Consider the following 25,388-nt stretch of genomic DNA (forward strand, 5'->3'; position numbering starts at 1 on the left):
GCCGACACCCCCGTATTTGGTATGTGAGACAGGATTAACATGGCACAGATTACAAAGAAAGAAGTCGACGTCGTCGTTTGCGGCCTCGGCTGGGCCGGCTCGTTGATGAGTATCGAACTGGCATTGGCCGGGCTGGAAGTGCGCGCGTTAGAGCGCGGCGGCGAGCGTGACTACCCGGATTTTGCTTACCCGAAACCGGCTGATGAATACGCCTATAACGTGCGCAACAAAGTGTTCGCTACGCCGAAAGAAGTGGCGGTCACCGTGCGTTACAACATGAGCCAGACCGCACTGCCAACCCGTAAATGGGGCGCTTTCGCACCGGGTACTGGTGTCGGCGGCGCAGGTATGCACTGGACGGCGGTACTGATTCGTCCAACCCCAACTGATATCAAACTGAAAACTTACGTCGATCAGGCCTACAAGCCGGGCGTGCTGCAGGATGATATGCGCGTGATGGATTTCCCCTTCACGTGGGAAGAGATCGAGCCGTATTACTACAAGTTTGAGCTGATTTGCGGTCAGTCGGGTAACACCGGCAACCTGCGCGGTCAGATTCTGGAAGGCGGCGATCCGTTCGAAGGCCCACGTTCTGAACCCTATCCGCTACCAGCGCTGGAAGACACGCTGAACAACGTGATGTTCAAAGAAGCGGCCACCAAGCTGGGTTATCACCCGTTCCCGAACCCATCTGCGTGCGTATCTCGCGCGTGGAAAAACCCGTACGGCAACCAGATCGCGCCGTGTAACTATTGCGGTTACTGCTCGAAATACCCGTGCCTGAACTACTCCAAAGCCTCACCGCAAACTGCCGTGATGGATGCACTGAAGCGTCTGCCGAACTTCTCCTACGAAGTGCATGCGGAAGTGTACAAAGTGGTGCTGCACGACGATGGTAAAACCGCGAAGGGCGTTCTCTACTTCGATGCAGATGGCAATGAAGTGTTCCAGCCAGCCAAAATCGTCGTGCTGTCCAGCTTCCAGCTGTACAACGTGCGTCTGATGCTGCTGTCCGGTATCGGCAAACCGTACAACCCGATCACTGAAGAAGGTGTGGTAGGTCGTAACTATGCGTTCCTGTCCAACGGCGGCGCAACCCTGTTCTTCAAAGATAAGAACTTCAACTCCTACGCCACCGCAGGCGCCACCGGCCAGATGTTCAACGACATCTCACCAGGCAACTTCGATGGCCCAGGCCTCGGCTTCCTCGGCGGCGCGAAGATCCACAGCTCGCAAGCCACCGGTACGCCAATGGCTGCTGCACTGCCAAAAGGCACGCCAGCCTGGGGCATGGGTTACAAAGAGGGTCTGGAAGAGTGGTACAACCATTCCATGAAGATCAGCATCACGACAACTTGCCAGTCGTATCGCGATATCTATCTGGATCTGGATCCGCACTACACCGACCATCGCGGTCAGCCGCTGCTGCGTATGACGTTCAACTGGAAAGAGAACGAACTCAAGCTGCAACAGCATCTGAAGGGTATCGTTGGTGATATCGCCAAAGAGCTGAACCCAGACAGCATGAGCATGAGCTTCCTGCCGATGGGCGCGGATTTTGACCTCACTAAATACGTCTCCACGCACAACGTGGGCGGCGCGGTGATGGGCGATAACCCAAGAACTTCTGCGCTGAACAAGTACCTGCAGAGCTGGGATGTGCATAACGTGTTTGTACCGGGCGGTAACGCCTTCCCGCAAAACTTCCAGGCGAACCCGACCGATACCATCGGTGCGATTACCCTGATGGCGGCGCAGGCGATCAAAGAACACTATCTGAAAAACCCAGGTCCATTGGTACAGGCATAAGCACATGAAATTAAAATCATTGTTAATCGCTAACGCCGTGCTGCTGGGAAGCTTTGCGGTACAGGCTCATGCGGAAGATGAAGCCGCGCTGATCAAGCAGGGGGAATATCTGTCTCGTCTTGGCGACTGTATGGCGTGCCATACCGTGTCGGGCAAAGCGGATTATGCGGGTGGTCTGGCGATTGAGTCGAATCTCGGCACCATCTTCTCCACCAACATCACGCCGGACAAAGAGCACGGCATCGGCAACTACAGCGAGCAGCAGTTCTCTGATGCGGTGCGCAAAGGTGTGCTGCCGGATGGTTCACGCCTTTACCCGGCCATGCCATATCCGGATTACGCCAAAATCAGTGATGAAGACATGCATGCGCTGTATGTCTACTTCATGAAGGGCGTGAAGCCAAGTAGTGAGCAGCCGGAAGAGACCAAACTGAGCTTCCCGTTCAGCCAGCGCTGGGGCATGCGCTTCTGGAACTGGGCATTCACTTCTGATAAGCCGTTCCAGCCGATTGGCGGCGCATCTGAAGAAGTGAATCGCGGTGCTTACATCGTGGAAAGCCTCGGTCACTGTGGCTCGTGCCATACGCCACGCGGTCTCGGTATGAACGAGAAAGCGCTGGACAGCGGTGACGACAAGTTCCTCGCCGGTGGTAGCCTGAACAACTGGGATGTGCCGTCGCTGCGTGGCTTACCGCGCTGGAGTGAGCAGGAGATCGTCGATTACCTGCAAACCGGTCGTAACGACAAAGCGGCAGTGGGCGGAGAGATGAAGTCAGTGATTGAGCACTCCAGCTCGCACATGACGGATGCCGATCTGAAAGCCATTGCCTCGTACCTGAAATTTATCGGCGGCAACCCACCGCTGCAGGCGTACAACGTGCAGAAGCAGCAGGCGACGGAAGCCAAACTGACCGCAGCGAAAAACCTGACGGAAGGTGAGCGTCTGTACATCGATAACTGCGGTGCCTGTCACTTCGTGACCGGTAAAGGCGCGCCAGGGATCTTCCCGGAGCTGGATCAGGCCACGATTGTGAATGCCAACGATCCTACCGGCTTGATCCACACCATTCTCGCCGGTGCGCAGCAGCCATCGACCGAGAAGGCGCCGTCAACCCTCGCGATGCCGGGCTTTGGCAAGCGTTTGACGGATGATGAAGTGGCGCAGCTGGCGACCTTTATCCGTCAGGGCTGGAGTAACAATGCCCCAGCCGTGACCAAAGATCAGGTTGCGGATGTGCGCAAGACGTTGAAAGCAGAGTAAATCGGGTGCGGCCTTCGGGCCGCACTCTCTTTAATGAAAAGTCCGTACCACTTCTAACACGCCGTTAATCAAAAACTGTACGCCCATACACACCAGCAAAAAGCCCATCAACCGCGAAATTGCCTCAATCCCGCCTTTACCGACCAGCTTCATGATGGCACCCGAACTGCGCAGCGAAATCCACAAAATCACAGCGACCGACAAAAAGGTCAGCACCGGCGCCACGTTTACCACCCAGTTAGGAAAATCGACACCCGCTTTTACGGTGGAAGCCGAACTAATGATCATCGCAATAGTGCCCGGACCGGCCGTACTGGGCATCGCCAGCGGCACGAAGGCGATATTTACCGATTCACGATTCGCATCGGTGGCGTCGATTTCATCCTGTTTATGCCGGGCTTCAACGGAGTGGCCGACGGGTTTTGCCGGAAACAACATGCGAAAACCGATAAAGGCGACGATCAATCCTCCTGCCATACGCAGACCAGGGATCGAGATGCCGAAGGTGTGCAGCACCGCATTCCCGGCGTACCACGCCACCATCATAATCAGGAACACGTAAATCGAAGCCTGCATGGCCTGGCGATTGCGTTCCTGGAAATTCATGTCTCCCGCAAGACCGAGAAACAGCGCCACCGTGGTCAGCGGGTTGGCCAGCGGCAACAGCACCACCAATCCCAGCCCGATGGCTTTAAACAGTTCCAGCATGGTTTTCCCCGAGTTCCAGTGGCATCGCGACACACCGTAGAGGCGCGTCGCGGCACAATTTAGCGCGCGTATGCAAAATGCATCAATGTTTTGGCGTTTCTAACGCTTCCAGCAACTCCGGGAAGAAATCTTCCAGCAGTTCGGGCGTCATCAGCTCAGGGTAGCTTATCAGGTGTTCGCGAATGCGTTCATTGACGTCGGGCAGCAAACGCTCTGCGGCTTGGGTGGCGGTGATTTTCTTCTGCTTCATCAAACGCAGTACGTCATCCGGCAGGTTGTCTTCATCTTCGACTTCATCCACGCCTTCCAGATCGTCCAACTCATCCAGCATATCCATTAAGGCTTCGATCTGTGGGGTGCGAGACTGATATTCAGACGGGTTTTCGTTTTCAAGATAGCGCAGCAGGGCACGCACTGGCGAACCATCGGGTTCTGCAGGAGGCTCGCTGGCAAACCAGTTCAGGAGATCGTGCTGCGTCACCTGATGGACGTGATAGCCGTTATCGACCAGCTCATCGGCGAGGATGTCGGCAGTATCGTGCTCAATCAGGCAAATGTGGGTGCGATTAGGCGTAAACTGCTCCAGCCACTGATAGATCTCTTCAATGACGCTGTCATCGTAGCTGAAGTGGTGGCTGAGATAGCTGTCATCCTGCTGGTGAACGCTGATGTGAATCAGGTCGGGATCGAAGTAAATCGCAATATTGATGCCTTTCATGCGCGCTGTCCTGTGTGGTGCAAAATCTCACTATAGCGTCAGGCAGCGCAGATGAACATGACAACGCCAGCAGCACAGGCTACTGGCGATAAAAATTAACGCAAATCAGCACGATCCAGCCCGTAAGCGCTGTCGAGCGCACCCGGTGCCATCTGTGACAAAATCATCAGGCGATTCCAGGTGTTGATGGCGGCAATCTTAAAAGTCAGCTCACTGATTTCGCCTTCAGAGAAATGTTCACGTACTTCACCGTACAGCGCTTCATCCACGCCGTGTTCACCAATGCGGGTCAGCGCTTCGGTCAGGGCAAAAGCGACTTTCTCGCGAGCGCTGAACAGTGGAGATTCACGCCAGATAGAAACGTGATGCAGACGCAGTTCACGCTCGCCATCAATTTTCGCCTGCTTCACATGCATATCGAAGCAGAAGGCACAGTGATTGAGCTGCGAAGCACGGATATCGATCAAGTGTTTCAGTGACTTCTCCAGCGCGGTATTCGCCACGGTGTTAGAGAAATCAGACATGGATTTGGCCAGTGCTGGCGCGGTTTTAAAATGGTTAACGCGTGAAGTCATGATATTTTCCTCATTCAAAATAAGCGGTCAATAGCTTGCAGAGCCTGGGGTAATGCGGTGTCGCGGCTGACGGGATCGTGCGTACCGTCCACGCGGATAAATTCCACATCGGTGATGCCGATGTATTCCAGTGCCACGCGGATGTAAGGCGTGAACTGGTCATCCTGCATAAACGGGCCGTGGGCAAATACGCTGCCGCTGGCGACCACGCTGTATACCTTCTTGCCGCTCACCAGACCGACTTTGGTGCCTTCCGGCGTAAAGGCGAAGGTGCGCCCGGCGCGGGTGATATGGTCGAACCAGGCTTTCAGCACCGACGGTAGCCCGAGGTTCCACATCGGCGACGAGATAACCAGGGTGTCGCAGGCGAACAGCTGATCCACCATTTTTTCGGAAGTCTGAATGGCGGCACGCTGTGCATCGCTACGATCTTCGGGACGGGTAAAGAAGGCGCCAATGGTGAAGGCATCCAGGTGGGGCAACGGATGCTGCGCCAGATCCAGTACCGTCTCTTCGAGATCGCTATGCTGGGCGCGAAGCTTCTCCACCAAACGCGCCGAGGCGTTACGTGAAGCCGATCCGGCCAGATCCGGGCTGACCTGAATATGCAGCAGTTTCATGAATTTTCTCCCTCAGCGAGATCGCGATAAAAATGCAGTCCCAACGCGTGGTAACCGACGCGTTGATAAAATTGTTGTGCCCGTTGATTGCTCAGCGCGGTGTCGAGCACGATGCGGCCACAGCCTTGTTCCCGTGCTTGCTGCGCCAGACCGTGCAGTAGCGCGGCTCCCAAACCCTGGCTGCGAGTGCTGGTGCAGGTCACCAAATCATCGATGTAGCAAAAACGGCCATGAATAAAGTTTTCCAGCAGTCGATAGCCTGCCAGCGCCACCGGTTTACCACCCTGTTCGATACCCGCTAGCTGATAGCCCTGTAATTGCTGACGCTGTGCCTGCGCCACAAACGCAGCTTCATCCTTCAGTTTGAAACGCAGTTCGCGCATCAATGCATAGCAGCAGGCCAGCTCGGTGGACGTTTGGTAATGAACAATCTTCATAGCAGCCTGCAAGCGGTTGTCGGGTTGATGGGAACATCTTAAACCTCTATGTCGAAGGAAAAAGGGTCAATATAGGAGAAAACAGGTAGGACATGGTTATGCTGCTGTGACGTGCGCTCATTCTTCAGGGGCGCATTCATGTGCACTTCATCGTGATGAAGGAAGACAGATGGGTTACAAAGAAATTTACGCTCGCTATCGCCAGCAGATCCTGGAAGGGAGCTTAAAGCCGGGCGATCGGGTGCCCGCGATCCGCGTGTTAGCCAGTGAGCTACAAGTCGCGCGTAAAACCGTGGAGGCCGCCTATGAGATCCTCATTGGAGAGGGATACTTTGTCAGCCAGGGCGCGAAGGGAACACGCGTGAACCCTGCGCTCAATCTTGTTGGAGCTGCTGTTATCTCCACTGCGCCACCTTCCACGCAGCTGGAACATCCGGTGATTGAAAGTAAAGGCGAGCTGCGGCTGGGTATTCCGGCACTGGATGAGTTCCCGCACAAGAAGTGGCTGCTGATCTCCGGAAAGGCGGCGCGAACGTTGCGGCCCGATGAAATGATCATGCCCGCCATCATGGGCTACCAGCCATTGCGTGAGGCGATTGCCAGCTATCTCAATATTTCGCGCGGGCTCAACTGCCAGCCGGAGCAGATTGTTATCACCACTGGTTATCGCGCCAACCTGCGCCTCATCCTGGCCGTGCTGGCCCATCCTCACGACAAAGTGCTGTTTGAAGACCCGGGCTACTTCTTTGGGCAGAAACTGTTAAAGCGCATCGCACCGAATCTGCACTATGTACCGGTGGATCGTGAAGGTCTCGACGTGGATTTCCTGCAGCGTTATCACTCAGACGCACGCTTCGCGGTCGTCACGCCAACCCATCAGAGCCCGCTTGCGGTGACGTTATCATTACCCCGCAAGCATCAATTGCTGGAGTGGGCGCAGCAGAATAGCAGCTGGATCATTGAGGATGATTACGATGGCGAGTTTCACTACACGCGCAAAGTGATCCCGGCGCTAAAAAGCCTTGATGTGCACGATCGGGTGATCTATACCGGCACTTTCAGTAAAACCATGATGCCTGCGATGCGCGTGGGTTATCTGGTGATGCCGCAACAGACCATCGAACGCTTCCGCGAGTTGGGTGAAATCCTCGAAACCGGTATGCCGTTGTTACCGCAGAAAATCCTCGCGCAATTCCTCAGTGAAGGGCATTTCTATCGCCATATTAAGAAGATGCGCATTCTCTACCAGCAGCGCCGCCGCATGATGCTGGATGCGCTACAGCACTGTTTCCCGCAGCTGTTTGACTTTGAACTCACTGATGGTGGCATGCATATCGTGGCCTTCCTGCGGCGAGGTATTCAGGATGTGGCACTGGCGGAGATTTGGCAGCGTCATCAGCTGCGGGTGTTACCGCTTTCTGGCTGGTATACACAAACCCAAAAACGCTACGGGCTGGTGATCAGTTACACCAATATTCGATCGTTTGAGCAGGCGGTGGATGTGCTGGGCAGGGTGGTAGAAGAAACTAACGGGTTGATGAGCTGATGGATTAATGGCCCTAGCGGCGCAATTTATTGCGCTCCCCATCAATAGTAAATAAGACGCGAGGGACAGCTCGCGTCTTTTCAACAGACACAACACCTAAAATCCTTCAGATGGCAGAGCGGCGACTTTTGAGAGACACCCGATGTGCTTGTATGCGAGGGAAAAAAGCCGACAGCGCACCTGCAATATGAAAGAAGATGGGAATTACATGCCGATATATTTCTTACCTTGTTTCAGCACCACGTCACAGGCCTTGGTCTTCACTTTCTCACCCATTGGCGAGTTGCTCAGACTCTGCAGATTCAGCTGCTGACCGTTGCCGGTGTTCAGCAACCCTTGCAGACCCTGCTGATAATCAGTTTTCTGCTCTTGCGCGGCAGGGCTGCTCAGGCCGAGCTTGCTCAGTACCTGATCCTTCACTGATGAGACGTTGTTATCCACCACGTTGTGCTGCACGCAGTAGGACATCACGCCTGCGGCGTTGGTCATGCTGTTGGAGCTAACCGCTTTGTCACCACCATTCAGTAAACCGCTCAGCGAAGAGAGCGACAGACCGCCGTTCTGCGTGTTGCTGGTGGTAGAGCCGCTGTTTTGCTGAGATAACTGCGATGCCGCGCTGCTCAGCTGATCCTGCCAACTCGCCGCCGATGCACTGCCTGCTGTCAGTGCTGCCGCGATACCCAATCCCAAAATGATGCGTTGTGTTGCTTTGTTCATCTCAACCTCTTTGTTTTATACATCTGACGTTGTCAGTTTTGGTTAAGAGAGGCGTAAGCACGGAAAGTTCCGAAGTGGCGGGAGTTTGGGAATGTTCTGGAATCTGCACAGGAAAGCGCCGAAAGGGCACTTGTGCTGCCGTGTTTGCCCCTCGGAACCTGCGAAGTGCTGGTTTTTTCAACGCTTAGCGCAAAGCGCTGTCGATTAGTGTTGCGCACTCTGTTTGTAACGGTATAATCGCCAACGTTTTCCGCATCCTCTTCAGTGCCGAAGTGGCGAAATCGGTAGACGCAGTTGATTCAAAATCAACCGTAGAGATACATGTCGGTTCGAGTCCGACCTTCGGCACCATCGATTGATGCAAAATTAAGTCGCTTACGAGCGGCTTTTTTTGTGTCTGAAATTCACTAATACACACTCCCTCTAAACGAAAAAATCTTCAATAATCCTGTAACGAAAACATATAACTCAATGTTTCTTTTATTGTTGATTCATATGGAAGGTATGAGCCTTAAACAGTAATATCTCAGATGATTTAAATTATTTTACTCAGATAGTTAGCATCGATTTCACCGCACCCAATACCCCACCGTCACCTGATTACTCAACACCGTTACCGCTGGCGCTATCGTGCCGCGCACCGCTGAAAAATACTCAAACCACAACGGTCCGCCAGCCGGGAAGCCATGCGGCAGGGCCATCTCTCCACGCAATCCCGGCAGCTTCACGCAGCGACCGCCACCGCAGACCTGTACCTGAAACCCCATGGGTACGGGCCCATCGACGGCGATGCGCCATGCCAGATGCCTGGCCATCGCGCCCGCAGGAGGTGGCACGACAGGCTGTACCGGACGGCTTTTAAACACTTGTTTACCCTGAGTGATCACGCCGCCAAAGCTCTGGCTGCTCCATGATCCTTCCGCAGCCAGCGCCAGCGGCGAGAATAACAGCAGCCCAAACCACATCCAGCATCGCATCAGCTTTTCCCCCCAATCAGCCACGTCATCCGCACGTTGCGCTGGCTGCTGATCTCTTGGCTGGAGAGCACCGCCATCTGCGGGAACATGCGGCGCAGATAGCGCGACAGCATCAGGCGCAGCGCCGGATTCACCAGCAGCACTGGCGGCGCACCTAATCCTTCCTGATGCATCAGCGCTTGTTCGGTCTGTTTCATCAGGCTCTCGGCAATGCCCGGCTCAATGGCGCTGCCGCTTTGCGTGGCCTGTACCAGCAGCTGCTCCAGTGACACATCCAGCCCAATGACCTGAATGTCCTCCTCGCCGGGGAACCACTGCTGTGTAATGGCGCGCGCCAGACGTGCTCGCACGCGGGCAGTAAGTTCATCGGCATCGCTGCTGGCCGTAGCAAACTCCGCCAGCGTGTCGATAATGGTGCGCATATCGCGGATCGGCACGCGCTCTGCCAACAGGTTCTGCAACACCTTGTGCAGCAAGGTCAGGCTGATGACGGCGGGGATCAGATCCTCCACCAGTTTCGGGGCATGTTTGCTGAGCTGGTCCAGCAACTGCTGCGCTTCCTGACGGCCAAATAGCTCTTCGGTATGGGTCGAGATCAGATGATTAAGATGGGTGGCGACCACGGAACTCGGGTCGACCACGGTATAGCCCAGCGTTTGCGCCAGTTCGCGCTGCACCTCGTCGATCCACAACGCGGGCAGGCCAAAGGTGGGCTCGATGCACGGCGTGCCGGGAATCTCACCTTCGGCGCAGCCGGGATCGATCGCCATCCAGCGGTCGGGCTGGATCTCGCCGTGGCCGATCTCAACGCCTTTGAGCAAAATGCGATAGCGAGTTGGCGGCAAATCAAGGTTGTCACGGATATGCACTGCAGGGGGTAAGAAGCCCATCTGCTGGGCGAATTTTTTGCGGATACCGCGCACGCGCGTCAGCAACTGGCCTTGCTGCTCATGATCGACCATCGGGATCAGGCGATAACCGACTTCCAGTCCAAGCTCATCTTCCAGCTGAACATCAGCCCAGCTCGCTTCGTTGACCTGCGCAGCCTCGCTCTCTGCCCGCGTCACGGGCGAAGCACCGGCTGCCGGTTGCTGCAGGGCGCGGCCGCGCAGCCACCAGGCTAATCCGAGCAACAGGGCGGTAAACAGCAGGAAAACGATGTTCGGCATGCCGGGAATCAACCCGAGCAAGCCAATCACCACGGCGGCCAGCGTCAGCACGCGCGGAGAGGTAAATAGCTGGCCCACCATCTGCTCGCCCACATCCTGATCGTTGACCACGCGCGTGACGACCACGCCCGCTGCGGTGGAGATCACCAGCCCTGGAATCTGTGCCACCAGGCCATCGCCAATGGTCAACAGCGTGTAAGTCTCACCCGCCCCGCCCATGGTCATGTCATGCTGCATCACGCCGATGATCAAGCCGCCAATAATGTTGATCGCCATGATCATCAGTCCGGCAATCGCATCGCCGCGCACAAATTTACTGGCACCGTCCATCGATCCATAAAAGTCCGCTTCCTGCGTCACCTCTTTGCGACGGCGCTTGGCTTCGTCTTCGCCGATCAAACCGGCGTTAAGATCGGCGTCGATCGCCATCTGTTTGCCGGGCATGCCATCCAGTGTGAAACGCGCGCCGACTTCAGCGATACGTCCGGCGCCTTTGGTAATCACCATAAAGTTGATAATAATCAATATGATAAAAACGATAATGCCAATGGCGAAATTGCCGCCCACCAGGAAATGACCAAAGGCTTCCACCACCTGGCCCGCCGCATCTGAGCCGGTGTGGCCTTGCATCAGAATCACGCGCGTCGAGGCGACATTCAGCGCCAGGCGCAGCAGGGTGGAGAACAGCAGCACGGTGGGAAACGCCGAGAACTCCAGCGTCTTCTGCGTAAACATCGCCACCAGCAGGATCATGATCGACAGTACGATATTGAAGGTAAACAGCAGATCCAGCACGAAGGTCGGCAGCGGCAGGATCATCATCGCGAGGATGGTCATGATCAACACCGGCCCGGCCAGCACCTGCCACTGTGTCTCTTTCAGCGTCGGCAAACGTAATTTTGTGGCGATATTAGCCATCACTCTCACTCTCTTGGGCAAAATCCAGTTTTTCCGGGACCGGCAAATTCATCGGGCGTGACGGTGGGTTGCCGTAGCCTTTGCGCCAGCGGCGCAGGCCGTAAACCCACGCCAGCACTTCCGCCACGGCGTTATACAGTTCGGTTGGCACGGGGGCGCCGGTCTCGCAATGGCGATACAAGGCGCGTGCCAGTGGTGGAGCATCCAGCATCGGGATGCGGTTCTCAGCGGCGAGTTCGCGGATGCGCAGGGCAATCAGGCCGCTGCCTTTCGCCACCACCACCGGCGCGCCCATGCTGCCTTCCTGATATTTGAGCGCCACCGAGTAGTGCGTTGGGTTATTCACCACCACATCGGCGTCAGGCACGGCAGCCATTTGTCGTTGCTGCGCCATCTGGCGCTGCAACTGGCGAATACGGCCTTTCAGCAGCGGATCGCCTTCCTGTTTTTTGAACTCATCTTTCACGTCCTGACGGCTCATACGCAGCTTTTTCCAGTTGCTCCACAGCTGATACACCACATCGAAAATCACCATCGGGATCAGCGACAGGATGATGATCAGCATGCACAGCATCAGTAACTGACTGATATCGTTAAGCGCCATGTTGAGGGGTTCAAACATCAACGCGACCAACTGGCTTTTATTCAGCATCAGGAACAGACCGCCGCCGGTCGCCGCCAGTAAGACTTTAAGGATCGCTTTCACCATCTCGGACAGCATCTGTGAAGAGAACAGACGTTTGAGGCCCGACAGCGGGTTGAGCTTTTTGGGATTGAACTTGATCGCCTTGCCGCTGAGGTTGAGGCCACCGATGATTGCCGGCGCCGTCAGCGCGGTGAGATACAACCCGCCGACCAGCGGCAACAGCGCCAGCATAGCGATCCCCAGTAAGGATGCGGCCTGATCCAGCATATGCTGCGGATCGCGCACCAGCAGGCGATCAAACGCCAGTCCGTTGTGCATCAACTGCTGCAGCTTTCGCGCCAGCTGACTGCCACCGATCGCCATCAATCCCCAACCCACCAGCAGCATGGCCAGCGTGGTCAGTTCGCGCGATCGCGGAACCTGTCCCTCTTCCCGTGACTTTTTAATGCGTTCGGGTGTGGGATCCTCGGTCTTCTCGTTGTCGCTCTCTTCAGCCATGACGCATCAGAAACCCAGCGAGTCCAGCAGATCATCCACCTGCTCTTGTGAAGCGGCGATCCCCTGAGCGTGGGGATCGACTTGCGGCCCGTTCTTCAACTGCACTTCGCTCGGATCCTCAGGCGCATCACGATCGCCCATGTTCTCGACTAACACGCTGATCAGCTCGCGCTCCACGGTATCGATCACCTGCATCAGGCTGTTCAGCACCTGGCCGGTGAGATCCTGAAAATCCTGCGCCATCATGATCTCGGTGAGTTCGTCATTGGTCTGTTGGGTTAAATCAGGCACCCTTTGCAGATAAGCGCGGGTGTCGTGCACCAGCTCGCGCGCCTGATCCAGCGGTTGCGGATCGGCAAACCAGCGATCCCAGCGATCGCTCAGTGCGCTGGCGTCATCGCTCAAAGCCAGCTGTAGCGGGCGCGCGGCCTCGACGCTGGTCAGGGCGCGATCGGCCGCCTGCGAGGTTTTACTCACCACGTAACGCAGGCGGTCACGCGTATTGGGAAACGCATCGGCCACCTCAAAGATGGTCTGCTCCAGACCCAGATTAGCCATGCTGTTACGCAGCAGGCGTGTGAGATGCCCGATACGTATAAACAGATCTTTCGGGTTTTCACTCGGCATATCCGTGGGTGAGTTCATGCTGATTACCCCAGTTTTTCAAAGATTTTGCCGAGCTTCTCTTCCAGCGTGGCAGCCGTGAAGGGCTTGACGATATAGCCGTTCGCGCCCGCCTGTGCGGCGGCAATAATGTTCTCGCGCTTGGCTTCGGCCGTGACCATCAGCACCGGTAGTTTGGCCATGGCGGCATCGCTGCGAATGGCCTTCAATAGTTCCAGCCCGTCGAGATTGGGCATATTCCAGTCGCTGACCACGAAATCGAACGTGGCGGCACGCAGTTTATTCAGCGCATCCTGACCATCCTCCGCCTCTTCAATATTTTGATAGCCGAGGTCCTGCAGCAGGTTACGCACGATGCGTCGCATAGTGGCAAAGTCATCTACCACCAGAAAACGCAGGTTTTTATCTAACATCTCAATGTTCTCCTGAACCGGTTAATCCATTTATTTGCGTTGTAGGTTGTTGCTGAAACCGTCGAGTAAACGCTGGCCGACCTGATCCAAATCCACCACCTCACAGGCACCGTTCAGCGCAATGGCTTCGCGCGGCATGCCGAACACCACACAACTGGCTTCGTCCTGCGCCAGCGTCCAGGCACCGGCCTGCCGCAGCGTTAGCAGGCCGCGTGCGCCATCGTTGCCCATACCGGTGAGGATGGCAGCGCTGGCGAGTTTGCCTGCCTGCTGCGCCACGGAATGGAAAAGCACATCCACCGACGGGCGATGGCGATTGACCGGCGCGTTGTCGCTGATCTGCACTTCGTAACCCCGGCTGAGGCGCACGATCTCCAGATGACGATCGCCCGGCGCAATCAGGGCATTGCCCGGCAACAGCGGTTCACCGTGTTCGGCTTCACGTACCGAAATCTGGCACAGTGAGTCCATGCGTTGGGCGAAGGAGCGGGTAAAACCGGCAGGCATATGTTGGGCGATGACGATGCCGGGACTGCTTAACGGCATCTGTGTCAGCACCCGGCGCAGCGCTTCGGTGCCGCCTGTAGACGAACCAATGGCGATAATTTGCGAGGCATCGGTCTTGATGCCAGCCAGTAGCGCACCGGAGGCAGCGTTGAGCCGATAGCGATTGGGATTGGCTTTGGCGGCTCCACGAATTTTGTCTGCCAGCAGCGCGCCCCATGCCGCCAGATCGCCGGGCATCTGGTTACCGGGTTTAGGGATAAAATCCACCGCGCCCTGTTCCAATGCATTGAGCGTGGCGCTGGATCCGCGCGTGGTCATGCTGGAGATCATGATCACTGGCATGGGCCGCAGCCGCATCAGTCGGCTCAGAAACTCCAGCCCGTCCATGCGCGGCATATCAATATCCAGCGTCAGCACATCCGGGTTGAGTTGTTTAATCAGGTCACGGGCGATCAGCGGATCGGGTGCCGTAGCCACCATCTCCATATCGGCCTGCTGATTGACGATGGCGCTGAGCATATTGCGCATTAAGGTGGAATCATCCACCGCCATCACGCGTATCCGCTTCAAGGTGCAACCTCCATCCGTTCGTACACTGATTGCCCGCGCAACTGTAGAGGCAGCGTGGGCTGGGAGAAGTGTTCAGAGTGGCCAACAAACAGCAAACCGCCGGGTTTAAGCAGACGAGCGAAGCGCTCCAGTAGCCGCAGCTGGGTAGAAAAATCAAAATAGATCATCACGTTGCGACAGAAGATGGCATCAAAAGGCTGTGGCAGCGGCCAGCTGTCCGCCAGCAGATTGATCTGTTGATAATGGATGTTCGCCAACAGCGCGGGTTTCACTTTGACGTACTCGCGACTGTGACCACTGCCGCGCAGAAAATAGAGGCGTTTCTGCGTCTGATTCAGCATTTGAATGTCGCTAAAGCGATAGATTCCCGCCTGCGCTTTGGCCAGCACATCGGTATCAATATCAGACGCCCAGACGCGTAATCCGCTGCCCAAAACCTGATCCAGCGTGATGGCGATTGAACAGGGTTCTTCACCGGTCGAGGCGGCGGTACACCACACGCGATAATCTTTCGGACGCTGGCGTGCATGTTCCGCCAGAATCGGGAAATGATGCGCTTCCCGGAAAAACGACGTGAGATTGGTGGTCATGGCATTGATAAAAATCTGCCACTCCGGCTGCTCAGGGTGGGATTCGAGCAGGTCGGCATAAGCGGTAAAGGTGTTCAGTTTGAGTTCGCGCACCCGGCGTGAGAGACGGTTAAATATCATCTCTTTTTTTTGTGTATTCACCACAATGCCGGCGCGCTGATAAATCAGTTTTCCCAGACGAATTAATTCAATATCGGTTAATGACAGCGAGCCGGGTAATAAGCGCGCAGCTGTGGTGTTATTTTCATGCATTGCCATCAAGCCTTATACCGGCGTATTCATCACTTCCTGATACGCAGCAATCATTTTATTTTTAGCCTGCATGCCAAAGCTAAATGAAATTGAGGATTTCTGCATCGCCAGCATCACATCGTTAAGGCCGAGATCGCTGCTGCCTGACATCCACTGCTGCGTTTTGGTTTTGGCATCCAGCTGGGTTTTATTTATCTCATTGATACTGTGCAATAACTTATCTGAGAAGGAAGGGGTGTTATCGCGCGGAGATATCGCGCCTGTGACTTGTTGCGCCTGAGATTGAATCTGATCGAGTACGCCTCGTAATAAGCTCGCTGACATGCTTCACGCCCATTGGAATAAGAATACAGATTGGCAGATTAGCATTCGAGGCTATTCATCAGAAAATGCAATAAGACAACACAACTTCGAGCTTATTGCCCATTAATAAATCGCGCTTTCGATGAATAATGATTCTCTGAATATTCCTGATGACCTATCACTATTTTTACAGGAAGGCGGCATGAGTGCCACGTTAAAGGATTTAAATCATCACCCGTCCGCACAATTAAAATCGGTGCTGTTATCGCTGCGATCCAGCCCGAAAATCGCGCTGGCAATTGCCGCAGCGGCCACGCTTTCGGTGGTTATCGCGCTGGTGATGTGGGCCAATCAGCAGAGTTACAGCATCCTGCTCAGCAATATCAGTGATGAAGACGGCGGTGCCATCGTGGCGCAGCTCACCCAGCTGAACGTCCCGTATCGCATTGACGCATCCAGCGGCGCGATCCGGGTGCCAGAAGGGCAGGTGCATGAAGTCCGTATGAAGCTGGCGCAGCAGGGTTTACCCAAGGGCGGTGCAGTCGGCTTTGAGCTGCTGGATCAGGAAAAATTTGGCATCAGCCAGTTCAGCGAACAGGTGAACTTCCAGCGTGCGCTGGAGGGGGAGCTGTCGCGCACCATTGAGAATCTGGGTCCGATCCAGTCGGCGCGCGTGCATCTGGCAGTGCCCAAACCGTCCCTGTTTGTGCGTGAGCAGAAAGCGCCTACCGCCTCGGTGAGCGTCAATCTAATCAACGGCCGCACGCTGGATGAAGGCCAGATTGTGGCGATAACGCATCTGATCTCCAGTGCGGTAACCGGCCTGGCAGCAGAGAACGTCACGCTGGTGGATCAGCGTGGCAATTTGCTGACGCAGAGTGGCATGCGCGGTCTGCAAACCTCACAGCTGAAATACACCAACGACATTGAGTTTGATTACCAGCAGCGAATTCAACGTATGCTGGCGCCGCTGGTGGGTGAAAACAACGTGCGCGCGCAGGTCACGGCGCAGATCGATTTCACCCAGCTGGAGCAGACCCAGGAGCAATATCAGCCGAATAGCGATCCGCAAAAAATGGCGATTCGCAGCCGACAGGCCAGCCAGGCAGAGCAGGGCAACAACAGTGGCACTGGCGGTGTTCCTGGCGCACTCAGCCATCAGCCGCCCACGCCCGCCACGGCACCGATTACCCAGCCATTAGGTGTCAGCGACAGCAAGCGTCCCGCAGGCCAGCCTTTCAATAATCGCAACGACGAGACCACCAATTTTGAGCTGGACCGCACACTGATCCACAGCAAATCCAGCATCGGCCGCATTGAACGCCTTTCGGTGGCGGTAGTGATTAACCATCTGCCGCAGGGCGAAGAGGGCAGCGTGAGTGCGATGAGTGATGAGCAGCTGGCCCGCCTGAATACCCTGGTGCAGGAAGCGATTGGCTATCAAGCCACGCGGGGAGACAGCATCAATATCATGCATGCGCCGTTTAACGGCCTGGTCGATGAGCCTCCGCTGCCGCTGTGGCAGCAGGCGAGTTTCCACACGCTGTTAATGAATCTGTTTCGCTATCTGGTGGTGGCGATCATCGCCTGGATCATGTGGCGCAAACTGGTGCAACCGAGCTGGGAACGCCATCAGCAGACCACGCTGCGCCAGATGGAGCTGGAGAAAGAGGCGCGCGACGAGGCCGCTGCAGCGCAAAAACATGCGGCAGAGAACGATGTGCGCCAGCGTGCTCAGCAGCGTGCGCATACCGAAATTAGCACTCAGCAACTGCGTGAGCTGGCAGAGCAGGAGCCTCGCGTGATTGCGCTGGTGCTGCGCCAGTGGATGAACCAGGAGGGCAGGCCATGAATGCGGCAGATAAGAGTGCGGTGGTGATGCTGACGCTGGGCGACGAGCTGGCGGCAGAGGTGTTTAAGCATCTCAATGCGCATGAGGTGAAGCAGATCGGCGGTGCGATGGTCAACATGGCCGGATTTAGCCATCAGCAAATGGCGGCGGTATTGCAGCAGTTTGAACAGGATTCAAGTGAATATGCCGCGCTCAGCCTGAACACCAATGACTACTTACGCAGTGTGCTGGTGAAGGCGCTGGGCGAAGATCGTGCCAGTTCGCTGCTGGAAGATCTGCTGGACACCCAGCAGGGCAGCAACGGCATGGAAACGCTCAACTTTATGGAGCCGCAGGCGGTGTACGATCTGATTTGCGAAGAGCATCCGCAGATCATCGCCACCATTCTGGTGCACCTCAAGCGCAATCAGGCCGCTGATGTGCTGGGCAAGTTTGAAGACCGCGAGCGCAACGACATCATGCTGCGCATCGCCACCTTTGGCGGCGTCCAGCCTGCCGCGCTGCAAGAGTTGACCGAAGTGCTGAATACCTTGCTGGATGGTCAAAATCTCAAGCGCAGCAAAATGGGCGGCGTGCGACCGGCTGCCGAAATCCTTAACCTGATGAAAACTCAGCAGGAGGCTTCTGCGATTGAAGCGGTGCGCGATTTTGATCAGGAGCTGGCGCAGAAACTGATCGATGAGATGTTCCTGTTTGAGAATCTGATTGAAGTGGAAGATCGCCATATTCAACGTCTGCTGCAAGAGATTGAAAATGAAACTCTGTTGATTGCGCTAAAAGGGGCCAACGAGGCGTTGCGCACCAAGTTCCTTGCCAACATGTCGCGCCGCCAGGCGGAGCTGATCCTCGACGATCTGGCTTCGCGTGGCCCGGTGCGCTTGTCGCAGGTTGAGGCCGAGCAGAAAACCATCCTGAATATTGTGCGCAAACTGGCGGAATCCGGTGAGATTGTGATTGGAGGCAGCGACGATGCCTATGTCTGATCACGCACAATGGCGCCGCTGGCAGCCGGATAACCTGCTGCAGGAAGCGGCGGAAATCACGGTTGAAATCGATAGCACGGCCTCAGAGGCCCAGCGGCAGGCGGATCTGGCGCGCCTGCGTAAACAGGCTGAACAGCAAGGTTTCAGTCAGGGAATGAAACAGGGTGAAGAGGCGGGTCAGCAGCAGGGCTACGAAGCTGGATGGCGCGAAGGGCATGAAGCGGGTCTGGCGCAGGGCATCGAACAGGCCGCAGCACAGCAGCAGGCGCTGTTGCGTCAGGCTGAGTGCTGGCTGCAAAACTTCAGGCTGGCGCGCGAGAATCTCGACAGTGTGATCCCCGGTCGTCTGGTGCAGTTGGCGCTCACCGCCGTGCAGCAGTTGTATGGCCGCCAGGCACAGATCGATCACCCCGCGCTGCTGCAACAGATTCGCCAGTTACTTCAGCATGACGCACTGCTGCACGGTACTATCCAGCTCTACGTGCATCCCGACGATCGTGCGGTGATTGAGCAGGCACTGGCGCAGGCGTTAACTGAGACGGGCTGGCAGCTACACAGCGATGCACAGCTGGCGCCCGGCGGCTGTCGCATTACCTCCGCTGAAAGCGAGTTCGATGCCAGCCTGGAAACGCGCTGGCAGGCGCTGTGCCAGCTGGCGCGTCAGGAGATTGTGCCATGAGCCAGCAACTCAGGCAGTGGCTCGATGCGCTCGACACCATTGAGCACAACATGGCGGCGGTGCCGGGGTTTCGCCAATACGGCAAACTGACGCGCGCCACCGGGCTGGTGATGGAAGCTGTGGGGCTGATATTGCCGATAGGCGCGCTATGTCTCGTCGAGCGGCAGACCCCGCAAGGCAAAACCGTGGTCGACACGGAAGTGGTGGGTTTCAACGGCCACACGCTGTATCTGATGCCGCTGGCGCAGGTGGAGGGCATTGTGCCTGGTGCGCGCGCGTATGCGCCTGCGCACGATAGCGGCGGCGATAAACAGTTGCCCGTTGGGCCCCAGCTGTTGGGTCGGGTGCTGGATGCGCAGGGCCATCCGCTGGATGGCGGTGCTGCACTGGGCAAACCGCTGGCGAGCCTGTTCACCGCTTCACTCAATCCGCTGCATCGCGATCCGATCAAAAGCGTGCTGGACGTTGGTGTGCAAGCGATCAATGGCCTGCTGACGGTGGGGCGTGGTCAGCGCATGGGCCTGTTTGCCGGTTCCGGTGTGGGCAAAAGTGTTCTGCTTGGCATGATGGCGCGTTTTACCACCGCCGAGGTGATCGTGGTGGGATTGATTGGCGAACGCGGCCGCGAAGTTAAAGATTTCATTGAAAATATTCTGGGTGAAGCCGGGCGTTCGCGCGCAGTGGTAATTGCCGCGCCTGCCGATGTATCGCCGCTACTGCGCATGCAGGGTGCGGTGTATGCCACGCGCATTGCAGAAGACTTTCGCGATCGCGGCATGAATGTCCTGCTGATCATGGATTCCCTGACGCGCTATGCCATGGCGCAGCGTGAAGTGGCGTTAGCCATCGGCGAGCCGCCCGCCACCAAAGGCTATCCACCTTCGGTATTTGCCAGGCTGCCCGCGCTGGTGGAGCGCGCGGGCAATGGCATGGCAGGCGGCGGATCGATCACCGCGTTTTATACCGTATTGACCGAAGGCGACGATCCCCAGGATCCGATTGCCGATGCGGCACGCGCGATTCTCGACGGCCACATTGTGCTGTCACGTCGCCTGGCGGAAGCGGGGCACTATCCGGCGATTGATATTGAAGCCTCAATCAGCCGCGCTATGACCGAGCTGATCCCGCAAGCGCAATATCGCAAGGTGCAGCGCTTTAAGCAGCTGCTGGCCTGCTACCAGCGTAACCGCGATCTGGTCAGTGTCGGTGCCTATGCGTCAGGCAGCGATGCGCTACTCGATCAGGCCATCGATCGTTTTCCCGCTCTTGAAGCCTTTCTCCAGCAGGCGATCCACCAACGCAGCGACTACCCGACTGCAATGGCGGCGCTGGCTCAATTATTCCCTGACATCCCGGAGTGACAATGCACATGCGCAATCCCATGGTTATGTTACGTGACAGAGCCGAAGAGACACTGACCGCCTCCACGCAAACGCTGGGGCAGGTGCAGCAGACGTTGCAGCACGCCATGGCGCAGCATCAGCAGCTGCAAACCTATGCAGATGAGTATCAGCAGTCACTGCGGCGGGGCATGACGGGCAGCGGTATGTCGGTGGCGCATCTGGTCAACCATCAGGCGTTTATCGTGTCGCTCAATCAGGTGGTCAGGCAACATGAGAACCAGGTCGATCAGTGCGAACGTGCCGTCGATGGCGCGAAAAAATGCTGGATTAATGACAAGCAGCGCCTGAACGCGTTTGAAACCTTGCTGGCGCGGCGGCAGAGTGATGAGGCGCAGGCGGCCAGCCGTCGTGAGCAGAAGCTGATGGATGAGTGTGCGCAGCGAATCAATCATCAGCGTGGCCGGTTATGACGATGGATATCACGGCACTGCTTAACGGCAAACTCAGCGATGTATTGAAAACCCGCGAGCCGACTGACGAGGATTTTAGCGAACTGTTACTGGAGAAGCAGGATGGCATGCTGGCGATGGAGGAACCTTTGCTATCGGTATTGGCCACTGCCATTTCCATGCGGAGTTCGGCATCGTCGAATTCCGGGCGGGCGCCAGCGTCTGCACTCACTGGCAGCGACAATCCCCGCTGGCAGTTGCAGCAGTTGATAAGCCAACAGACGGCCAACCTTCACGGATCGGCCCCAGCCGACTCCATCGGATTAGACGACGCCGGGTCTGATGCTACCGCCAGAGCCTTTAGCGCTGGCACGCGCAATATGCTTTTCGCAGACACGGATCGCCTGTCTGTCACGAATACGCGCCATGCACTTGTTGCTAATGCAGATAGTCTGCCTGCCGTGGACACGCGCCATGCGCTTCTCGCCAACGCGAGTAGCCAGCCTGTCGTGAAGACGCGCAGTCCGCTTCTCGCCGAAATGCGCGGCGCGCCCGCCGATCGCTTTAGTCAGCCAGGTTCAGGCAGCCGGTCACCTGTGCCGCAGCCCGAAGTTTCTGCCACGGCAGCCAGCGGCCAACTCGCCGAGCGACAAAGTACACCAATTCTGGCATCGCAAGCTGACACCATAGCGATCACCGAGCTGGGACTCTCCACCAATCATCCTACTCCGATGCCGTTACAGCGAGCGCTGCCCGCGCCGGCAACGGTCACGGTGGCCCTGCAACATCCACCTGAATCTCCCGCGTGGAAGCAGGAATTCAGCCAGCAGATTGCATTACTGAGCCGTCAGGGCGTGCACAGCGCGGAGATCCGCCTGCATCCGGAGAGCTTAGGTTCGTTGCAGATTTCCCTGCGCATGCAGCAAGAACAGGCGCAGATCCATATCGTCAGCGAACATGCTGGCGTACGTCAGGCCATTGAGCAGGCATTGCCGCAACTGCGAGCGGCGATGGCCGAGTCCGGCGTGCAGCTGGAGCAAGCCAGCGTGGGCAGTGAAAACCCACATGCCAATGCAGATGGCCAGCGCGGATCCTCACAGCCACCATCGCCTGACGATGCAGATGACCATCGAGCGGGAGAAGACGAATCCACCACAGAGTTAATAGCGTCAGCACCGGGAAATAGTTATGGAATAAATACCTTCGTATAAAAGGGTGAATTAGCCTCAGGTGTGAAATGACATTGGCTTATTCCACTCCATCGGAAAATATTATAATCATGCTCTTCATCAATATTGTTGAGTCTATTAACTCTCACGCTGAGTGTATTCATTATGGAAGAAGAAAAGACCGATAAACCAAAACGTAGCCGCCTGCGAACACTCCTTATTATATTTCTCACACTCAGCCTGGTAACCACCGGTGGCGGTGTAGCCTATTGGTTTTGGCTGGAAAAACAGAGCGTCTCGACTGACGAGCCGAAAGAACCGGTAATAGAAAAAGTAGATCCGGTCTATGTGCCGCTGAATACTTTCACCGTCAGCCTTAAACCCACCGAGGAAGAAGCTGATCGCGTGCTGTATTTAGGCATTACGGTGAGTTTTATTGACTCACAGTCATCGGCGACGTTAGCGAAATTTATGCCGGAATATCGCAGTCGGCTATTTATGTTATTCACCCAGCAAACTTTTGAAACGTTATCAACGGATGAAGGAAAGCATCAGTTGATTGCCGATATTCAAACGGCACTCAGCCAGCCATTGCCACATCAACAGGCAATCACGCCCGCTGAAGTGTTAATTAATGAATTTATTCTGCGGTAAATACTATGTCAGATAGCTTTTTGTCTCAGGATGAAATCGATCGCCTGCTGAATGCCGACAGTGATAGCAGCGCCCCGGTCTCAGACAGTGCAGAAGCCAGTGATATCCGGCCTTACGATCCGCATACGCAGCGTCGGGTGATTCGCGAGCGTCTGCACTCGCTGGAGATCATTAATGAGCGCTTTGCTCGTCAGTTCCGCATCGGGCTGTTTAATCTGCTGCGTCGTGGCCCGGATGTGACCGCTGGCAATATTCACATCCAGTCCTACCACGAGTTTGCGCGCAATTTGCCGGTGCCCACCAACCTGAATCTGCTGCATCTGCATCCGTTGCGCGGCACTTCGCTGATGGCCTTCTCACCGGGGCTGGTGTTTATGGCCGTGGATAACCTGTTTGGCGGCGATGGGCGTTTTCCCACCAAAGCCGATGGGCGCGAATTCACCCCCACCGAGCAGCGTGTAATTAACCGCATGGTGAGCATGGCGCGCGAAGCCTATGAGTTCGCCTGGAGCACCATTTTCAGCATCAAAACCGAGTACATTCGTTCGGAAATACAGGTGAAATTCACCAACATCACCTCATCACCCAATGACGTGGTGGTCACCACCCCATTTGCGGTCGAGATTGGCTCGCATCGTGGCGAATTTAATATCTGTATTCCGTTTAGCACCCTCGAACCGCTACGCGAACTGTTAAGCAATCCGCCGCTCAGCCACTCCCGCAGTGAAGATGCTCACTGGCGCGGCATGCTGGCGGGCGAGATGCGCGAAACCGAGCTGGAGCTGGTGGCGACCTTTGCGCAAATGGAAACCCGGCTCTCATCGGTGCTGCGCATGCAGCAGGGCGATGTACTGACCTTTGACAAACAGGATCGCATCACCGCCAGCGCCGGCGGTGTGCCGATATTCACTGCGCACTACGGGGCCGTGAATAACCAATATGCCCTCAAGGTTGAACAAAAAATTCAGCCTGCATTGTCATCAATAAGCAAGGAGCCACATCCCCATGAGCGATAACCCAACCTCGACGGGCGCTGAAGATCCCTCTATCGACAATCTTTGGGGAGACGCCATGAGCGAGCAGCAGGCTGCCAGCAGCGCGTCGCAAAGCACTGACGATTTGAGCCTGATAATGGATATCCCGGTGAAAATGACCGTGGAACTGGGCCGCACCAAAATGACCATCAAAGAGCTGCTGCGTCTCAGCCAGGGTTCAGTGGTGACGCTGGATGGTCTGGCGGGAGAACCGCTGGATATCCTGATCAATGGCTATCTGATTGCCCAGGGCGAAGTGGTGGTGGTGTCGGATAAATTTGGTATTCGCATCACCGAAATCATCACGCCGTCTGAGCGTATGCACCGGCTAAGTCGCTAATGATCACACACTCTGCTGATGATTCGCTGCTTATGACGCTGCTCGGTGCGCTGGGATTGGTGATATTACTGATGCTGTTGCTGGCATGGAGTGCGAAACGCAGCGGCTGGCTGCAGCGTTATCAACGCAGCCATCCGGCCATTAATGTGGTGGCGCGTCTCTCGCTCGGCGCGCGCGAGCGGCTGGTGCTGGTGGATATCGGTGAGCAGCGGCTGTTGCTCGGCGTCACCGCGCATCAAATCACCTGCCTGAGCCAATCACCGCAACCTGACGCTAAGGACGGACGATGAAAGGGCGCGCGGTCATGGCGTTGCTGCTGCTCTTCACCGCCGCCAGCGCCGGGGCGGCCAACAGCGACATTGTCATCGCCCGACCCAACGGTGAAGATGGCTGGACGCTGCCGCTGCAGACGCTGGTGTTGCTGAGCGGCTTTACCTTTATTCCCGGCATTTTGCTAATGATGACGGGTTTCACCCGCATTGTGATCGTGCTGGGGTTACTGCGCAATGCGCTGGGGACGCCCACCGCACCACCGAATCAGGTGCTGGTCGGGCTGGCGCTGTTCCTCACTTTCTACGTGATGTCGCCAGTGCTGAACCAGATTTATGAAAAAGCGTGGCAGCCGCTGCAAAACAACAGCATCACCATGGAAGTAGCGTTGGCGGAAGGGGTTAAACCGCTGCGCGCGTTTATGCTGGATCAAACGCGTGAAGCGGATCTCGCGCTATTTGCACGTATCGCCAAAGCACCGCCGATGAGCGGGCCGGATGCAGTGCCGCTCAGTATTCTGGTGCCTGCCTTTGTCACCAGTGAATTGAAAACCGCTTTCCAGATTGGCTTCACGATATTCATCCCGTTTTTAATTATCGATTTAGTGGTCGCCAGTATTCTGATGGCGCTGGGCATGATGATGGTGCCACCCACCACCATCGCGCTGCCGTTCAAACTGATGCTGTTTGTGTTGGTCGACGGCTGGCAGCTGCTGCTGGGTTCACTGGCACAAAGTTTCTACAGCTAAGGAGCCGCG

General features: G+C 56.3%; 28 protein-coding genes and 1 tRNA gene. 15 read left to right on the plus strand and 14 right to left on the minus strand.

What is annotated here, in order from left to right; genetic code table 11:
• The first annotated feature begins 39 nt into the window (after positions 1–39).
• On the plus strand, positions 40–1,809 hold the full coding sequence (locus JK231_RS20335) for a GMC family oxidoreductase (protein WP_034826431.1): 1,770 nt from the start codon (positions 40–42) through the stop codon (positions 1,807–1,809).
• 4 nt (positions 1,810–1,813) lie between these two features.
• A complete protein-coding gene (locus tag JK231_RS20340) occupies positions 1,814–3,070 on the plus strand; it encodes a cytochrome c (protein WP_058959422.1) in 1,257 nt (418 codons plus the stop codon).
• A gap of 30 nt (positions 3,071–3,100) precedes the next feature.
• Here the strand turns inward: JK231_RS20340 and JK231_RS20345 are convergent, their stop codons facing one another.
• From JK231_RS20345 to JK231_RS20365, 5 genes are all read right to left on the minus strand, one after another.
• The gene (locus tag JK231_RS20345; protein WP_034826427.1) at positions 3,101–3,778 is read right to left on the minus strand and encodes a MarC family NAAT transporter; all 678 of its coding nucleotides are present in this window, start codon (positions 3,776–3,778) and stop codon (positions 3,101–3,103) included.
• An 82-nt stretch (positions 3,779–3,860) separates the two neighbouring features.
• Positions 3,861–4,496, minus strand: a complete 636-nt coding sequence (locus tag JK231_RS20350) for a hypothetical protein (protein ID WP_211729337.1) — start codon at positions 4,494–4,496, stop codon at positions 3,861–3,863.
• Between the two features lie 95 nt (positions 4,497–4,591).
• On the minus strand, positions 4,592–5,071 hold the full coding sequence (locus tag JK231_RS20355; protein WP_097118227.1) for a carboxymuconolactone decarboxylase family protein: 480 nt from the start codon (positions 5,069–5,071) through the stop codon (positions 4,592–4,594).
• A gap of 14 nt (positions 5,072–5,085) precedes the next feature.
• On the minus strand, positions 5,086–5,691 hold the full coding sequence (locus JK231_RS20360) for an NAD(P)H-dependent oxidoreductase (RefSeq protein ID WP_211729338.1): 606 nt from the start codon (positions 5,689–5,691) through the stop codon (positions 5,086–5,088).
• Positions 5,688–6,128 carry a GNAT family N-acetyltransferase gene (locus JK231_RS20365; RefSeq protein ID WP_211729339.1) on the minus strand — a complete coding sequence of 147 codons (441 nt, stop codon included), beginning with the start codon at positions 6,126–6,128 and terminating at the stop codon, positions 5,688–5,690. Before JK231_RS20365 ends, JK231_RS20360 begins: the two co-directional genes overlap by 4 nt.
• A gap of 169 nt (positions 6,129–6,297) precedes the next feature.
• Between JK231_RS20365 and JK231_RS20370 the strand changes: the two genes are divergently transcribed.
• Positions 6,298–7,674 (plus strand): PLP-dependent aminotransferase family protein, encoded by a 1,377-nt coding sequence (locus JK231_RS20370; RefSeq protein WP_211729340.1) that lies wholly within the window; start codon positions 6,298–6,300, stop codon positions 7,672–7,674.
• 204 nt (positions 7,675–7,878) lie between these two features.
• Here JK231_RS20370 and JK231_RS20375 read toward each other — a convergent pair whose 3' ends face one another.
• Positions 7,879–8,391: a DUF2501 domain-containing protein gene (locus JK231_RS20375; RefSeq protein WP_160833927.1), complete on the minus strand. Its 513-nt coding sequence runs from the start codon at positions 8,389–8,391 to the stop codon at positions 7,879–7,881.
• 266 nt (positions 8,392–8,657) lie between these two features.
• On the opposite strand from JK231_RS20375, the gene JK231_RS20380 reads away from it, so the two are divergent.
• Positions 8,658–8,742: transfer RNA gene (locus JK231_RS20380), tRNA-Leu, on the plus strand.
• A 218-nt stretch (positions 8,743–8,960) separates the two neighbouring features.
• Here JK231_RS20380 and JK231_RS20385 read toward each other — a convergent pair.
• The 8 genes from JK231_RS20385 to fliE are packed head-to-tail and all read right to left on the minus strand — an operon-like array spanning position 8,961 to position 15,879.
• Positions 8,961–9,368, minus strand: coding sequence for a flagellar protein FlhE (locus JK231_RS20385; protein WP_160833930.1), 408 nt, complete (start codon positions 9,366–9,368; stop codon positions 8,961–8,963).
• On the minus strand, positions 9,368–11,455 hold the full coding sequence (gene flhA, locus JK231_RS20390; protein WP_211729341.1) for a flagellar biosynthesis protein FlhA: 2,088 nt from the start codon (positions 11,453–11,455) through the stop codon (positions 9,368–9,370). The genes JK231_RS20385 and flhA overlap by 1 nt, the downstream gene beginning before the upstream one ends.
• Positions 11,448–12,599: a flagellar biosynthesis protein FlhB gene (gene flhB, locus JK231_RS20395; RefSeq protein ID WP_097118234.1), complete on the minus strand. Its 1,152-nt coding sequence runs from the start codon at positions 12,597–12,599 to the stop codon at positions 11,448–11,450. The genes flhA and flhB overlap by 8 nt, the downstream gene beginning before the upstream one ends.
• 6 nt (positions 12,600–12,605) lie before the next feature.
• On the minus strand, positions 12,606–13,244 hold the full coding sequence (gene cheZ, locus JK231_RS20400; protein ID WP_034826394.1) for a protein phosphatase CheZ: 639 nt from the start codon (positions 13,242–13,244) through the stop codon (positions 12,606–12,608).
• 5 nt (positions 13,245–13,249) lie between these two features.
• Positions 13,250–13,636: a chemotaxis response regulator CheY gene (gene cheY, locus JK231_RS20405; RefSeq protein ID WP_211729342.1), complete on the minus strand. Its 387-nt coding sequence runs from the start codon at positions 13,634–13,636 to the stop codon at positions 13,250–13,252.
• 30 nt (positions 13,637–13,666) lie between these two features.
• Positions 13,667–14,713 (minus strand): chemotaxis response regulator protein-glutamate methylesterase, encoded by a 1,047-nt coding sequence (locus JK231_RS20410; protein WP_097118235.1) that lies wholly within the window; start codon positions 14,711–14,713, stop codon positions 13,667–13,669.
• Positions 14,710–15,555 (minus strand): CheR family methyltransferase, encoded by an 846-nt coding sequence (locus JK231_RS20415; RefSeq protein WP_211729343.1) that lies wholly within the window; start codon positions 15,553–15,555, stop codon positions 14,710–14,712. Before JK231_RS20415 ends, JK231_RS20410 begins: the two co-directional genes overlap by 4 nt.
• A 12-nt stretch (positions 15,556–15,567) precedes the next feature.
• Positions 15,568–15,879, minus strand: coding sequence for a flagellar hook-basal body complex protein FliE (gene fliE / locus JK231_RS20420; protein ID WP_097118236.1), 312 nt, complete (start codon positions 15,877–15,879; stop codon positions 15,568–15,570).
• Positions 15,880–16,060: 181 nt separating this feature from the next.
• Between fliE and fliF the strand changes: the two genes are divergently transcribed.
• From fliF to fliP, 11 genes are all read left to right on the plus strand, one after another.
• A complete protein-coding gene (fliF, locus tag JK231_RS20425) occupies positions 16,061–17,710 on the plus strand; it encodes a flagellar basal-body MS-ring/collar protein FliF (protein WP_097118237.1) in 1,650 nt (549 codons plus the stop codon).
• Positions 17,707–18,693 carry a flagellar motor switch protein FliG gene (gene fliG / locus JK231_RS20430; RefSeq protein WP_097118238.1) on the plus strand — a complete coding sequence of 329 codons (987 nt, stop codon included), beginning with the start codon at positions 17,707–17,709 and terminating at the stop codon, positions 18,691–18,693. The genes fliF and fliG overlap by 4 nt, the downstream gene beginning before the upstream one ends.
• A complete protein-coding gene (locus tag JK231_RS20435; RefSeq protein ID WP_160833934.1) occupies positions 18,680–19,372 on the plus strand; it encodes a flagellar assembly protein FliH in 693 nt (230 codons plus the stop codon). Before fliG ends, JK231_RS20435 begins: the two co-directional genes overlap by 14 nt.
• Positions 19,369–20,733 carry a flagellar protein export ATPase FliI gene (fliI, locus tag JK231_RS20440; RefSeq protein ID WP_211729344.1) on the plus strand — a complete coding sequence of 455 codons (1,365 nt, stop codon included), beginning with the start codon at positions 19,369–19,371 and terminating at the stop codon, positions 20,731–20,733. The genes JK231_RS20435 and fliI overlap by 4 nt, the downstream gene beginning before the upstream one ends.
• 2 nt (positions 20,734–20,735) lie before the next feature.
• Positions 20,736–21,185: a flagellar export protein FliJ gene (fliJ, locus tag JK231_RS20445; RefSeq protein WP_097118241.1), complete on the plus strand. Its 450-nt coding sequence runs from the start codon at positions 20,736–20,738 to the stop codon at positions 21,183–21,185.
• A gap of 2 nt (positions 21,186–21,187) precedes the next feature.
• Positions 21,188–22,375 (plus strand): flagellar hook-length control protein FliK, encoded by a 1,188-nt coding sequence (locus JK231_RS20450; protein ID WP_249221770.1) that lies wholly within the window; start codon positions 21,188–21,190, stop codon positions 22,373–22,375.
• 123 nt (positions 22,376–22,498) lie between these two features.
• Positions 22,499–22,987 (plus strand): flagellar basal body-associated FliL family protein, encoded by a 489-nt coding sequence (locus tag JK231_RS20455; protein ID WP_211729345.1) that lies wholly within the window; start codon positions 22,499–22,501, stop codon positions 22,985–22,987.
• A gap of 5 nt (positions 22,988–22,992) precedes the next feature.
• Complete coding sequence (gene fliM / locus JK231_RS20460; RefSeq protein ID WP_097118243.1) at positions 22,993–24,003, plus strand: flagellar motor switch protein FliM; 1,011 nt, start codon at positions 22,993–22,995, stop codon at positions 24,001–24,003.
• On the plus strand, positions 23,993–24,361 hold the full coding sequence (gene fliN / locus JK231_RS20465) for a flagellar motor switch protein FliN (RefSeq protein WP_097118244.1): 369 nt from the start codon (positions 23,993–23,995) through the stop codon (positions 24,359–24,361). The genes fliM and fliN overlap by 11 nt, the downstream gene beginning before the upstream one ends.
• Positions 24,361–24,651 (plus strand): flagellar biosynthetic protein FliO, encoded by a 291-nt coding sequence (gene fliO, locus JK231_RS20470; RefSeq protein ID WP_211729346.1) that lies wholly within the window; start codon positions 24,361–24,363, stop codon positions 24,649–24,651. The genes fliN and fliO overlap by 1 nt, the downstream gene beginning before the upstream one ends.
• The gene (gene fliP / locus JK231_RS20475) at positions 24,648–25,379 is read left to right on the plus strand and encodes a flagellar type III secretion system pore protein FliP (protein WP_211729347.1); all 732 of its coding nucleotides are present in this window, start codon (positions 24,648–24,650) and stop codon (positions 25,377–25,379) included. The genes fliO and fliP overlap by 4 nt, the downstream gene beginning before the upstream one ends.
• Positions 25,380–25,388: the final 9 nt, after the last annotated feature.

It is taken from the genome of Pantoea sp. JGM49 (genome assembly GCF_018257655.1).
GTDB classification, from domain to species: domain Bacteria; phylum Pseudomonadota; class Gammaproteobacteria; order Enterobacterales; family Enterobacteriaceae; genus Pantoea; species Pantoea communis.